General features: G+C 67.9%; 2 protein-coding genes. Both read right to left on the bottom strand.

Annotated elements, in window-relative coordinates; all coding sequences use genetic code 11:
- Nucleotides 1-49: 49 nt before the first annotated feature.
- On the bottom strand, nt 50-496 hold the full coding sequence (gene nikR / locus AC1D00_RS35265) for a nickel-responsive transcriptional regulator NikR (protein ID WP_477013848.1): 447 nt from the start codon (nt 494-496) through the stop codon (nt 50-52).
- A 184-nt stretch (nt 497-680) separates the two neighbouring features.
- On the bottom strand, nt 681-2744 hold a 2064-nt coding region (locus AC1D00_RS35260; RefSeq protein WP_477013847.1), incomplete at its 5' end, for a copper-transporting P-type ATPase.

Here is a 2744-nt window from a genome sequence, read left to right as displayed (position 1 = left end):
CTCCTCCTCACCCCAACCCTCTCCCCGCAAGCGGGGAGAGGGAGAAGTATCAGTCATGCCGGTGCGCATGCTTCCGCACCTTCGCCTGTTTCCCTTCCGCCGTCGGGATCATCACCACACGCCCGTAGCGCACGCCGCGTTCGGCGATGATGTGATCGGCGAAATGCCTGACCTCATCCGCCGCGCCGCGCAGCGCCGTCATCTCCATGCAATTGTTGTCGTCGAGATGGACGTGCAGCGTCGCCAGCGCGAGGTCGTGATGGCCGTGGAATTCCTGCACCAGGCGCTTTGAGAGATCGCGGGCGGCGTGGTCGTAGACATAGACGAGGCCGGCGACGCAGGGGCCGGTCTGCGCGGTATCCTCTGTCGTCTGTTGCAGCCCGGCGCGCGCGAGGTCGCGGATGATCTCGGAGCGGTTCTGGTAGCCGCGCGCCTCCGCCGCGGTATCGATCTCCGCCAGCAGATCGTCCTCGATCGTGATCGTAATTCGCTGCATCAGGTCCTCTCCGCGGATATCGCTCTTCTTACCTCGCCCCGCTTGCGGGAAGAGGTCGGAATTCAAGCCTAGCTTGAATTCCGGGTGAGGGGGACTCTCCGCGAGTCCGTCTCTTACCGATTACGTGGCGGCAGCCCCGCAACCCAACCCTCTCCCCGTAAGAACGGGGAGAGGGAGTACGCCCTCACAGCCGGGTCGCACGAAGCCGCAGCGCATTGCCGACCACGCTCACCGAGGACAGCGCCATCGCCGCCGCGGCGATGATCGGCGACAGCAGGACGCCGAAGGTCGGATAGAGGATGCCGGCCGCGATCGGAATGCCGGCGGCGTTGTAGATGAAGGCGAAGAACAGGTTCTGGCGGATGTTGCTCATCGTCGCCTGAGACAGTTTTCGCGCGCGCACGATGCCGACCAGGTCGCCTTTGAGCAGGGTGACGCCGGCGCTCTCCATCGCCACGTCGGTGCCGGTGCCCATGGCGRTGCCGACTTCCGCGGCCGCCAGTGCCGGAGCGTCGTTGACGCCGTCGCCGGCCATCGCGACGCTGCGGCCGGCCTTTTGCAGCTTCGTCACCACGGCGCTCTTCTGGTCCGGCAGCACCTCGGCCTCGACCTCGGCGATGCCGAGCCGGCGCGCCACCGCTTGCGCCGTGGTGCGGTTGTCGCCGGTCAGCATGATCACCTTGATGCCCTCGGCGGCGAGGGCCTTCAGCGCCTCGGGCGTCGAGGCCTTGACCGGATCAGCGATCGCGAACAGGCCGGCGAGCCGGCCATCGACGGCCATGTTGATGACCGTTGCGCCATCGCCACGCAGCCGTTCGGCCTCGGTGTCGAGCGTCTTGGTGTCGATCCCGATCGACGACAGATATCGCGCATTGCCGAGCACGATGGTCTTGCCGTCGACCTTGCCGGTCGCGCCCTTGCCTGTCGGCGAATCGAACTGCTCGACCTGGCCGAGTGTGAGCTGCTTCTCCCTGGCCGCGCGCATGATGGCGTCGGCCAGCGGATGTTCGCTGGCGCGCTCGACGCTGGCCGCCCAGCGGAGAATGTCGTCGTCAGCAAAGCCGGAAGCCGGCACGATCGCGACGACCTTGGGCTTGCCCTCGGTCAGCGTGCCGGTCTTGTCGACCACCAGCGTGTCGATCTTCTCCATCCGCTCCAGCGCTTCGGCGTTCTTGATCAGGACGCCAGCCTGCGCGCCGCGGCCGACGCCGACCATGATCGACATCGGGGTCGCGAGCCCGAGCGCACAGGGGCAGGCGATGATCAGCACGCTGACGGCGGCGACCAGGCCGAAGGCCAGCCGCGGCTCCGGCCCGAACCAGGCCCAGGCCGCGAAGGCGGCGAGGGCGACGACGATGACGGCGGGCACGAACCAGCCGGCGACCTGGTCGGCCAGGCGCTGGATCGGTGCGCGCGAGCGCTGCGCATCGGCGACCATCTGCACGATCTGCGACAGCAGCGTGTCCCGCCCGACCTTGTCGGCACGCATGATGAAGCTGCCGGACTGGTTGAGCGTGCCGGCGATGACCTTTGCGCCGGTTTCCTTGGTGACCGGCATGGATTCGCCCGTCACGAGCGACTCGTCGAGCGAGGAGCGTCCCTCCAGGATGACGCCGTCGACCGGCACCTTCTCGCCCGGGCGAACGCGCAAATGCTCGCCGGCATGAAGCGTATCGATCTCGACCTCGTGCTCGCTGCCATCAGGCCCGACGCGGCGCGCGGTCTTTGGCGCGAGCTGCAACAGCGCCTTGATCGCGCCCGACGTCGCATCGCGGGCGCGCAGCTCCAGCACCTGGCCGAGCAGCACCAGCACGGTGATGACGGCAGCCGCCTCGAAATAGATGGCCACCGCGCCGCCATGGCCGCGGAAGGTGTCCGGGAAGATCTGCGGCACGACCGTGCCGATGACGCTGTAGACGTAAGCGACGCCGGTGCCCATCGCGATCAGCGTGAACATGTTGAGGTTGCGCGTCACCAGCGACTGCCAGCCGCGGACGAAGAACGGCCAGCCGGCCCACAGCACCACGGGTGTGGCGAAGACGAGCTGGATCCAGTTCGACAGCGTCGCATCGATCCAGTTGTGCGGGCCCGCGAGATGGCCGCCCATCTCCAGCACCACCGGCGGCAGCGCCAGCGCGCCGCCGATCCAGAATCGCCGTGTCATGTCGGCGAGCTCGGGATTGGGGCCGGTCTCCAGGCTCGCCACTTCCGGCTCCAGCGCCATGCCGCAGATCGGGCAGCTGCCGGG

The sequence above is a fragment of the Bradyrhizobium sp. P2_E8 genome, assembly GCF_056403875.1.
Note: the sequence above shows the minus strand (reverse complement) of the source record. Positions and strands in the feature narration are given on the sequence as shown.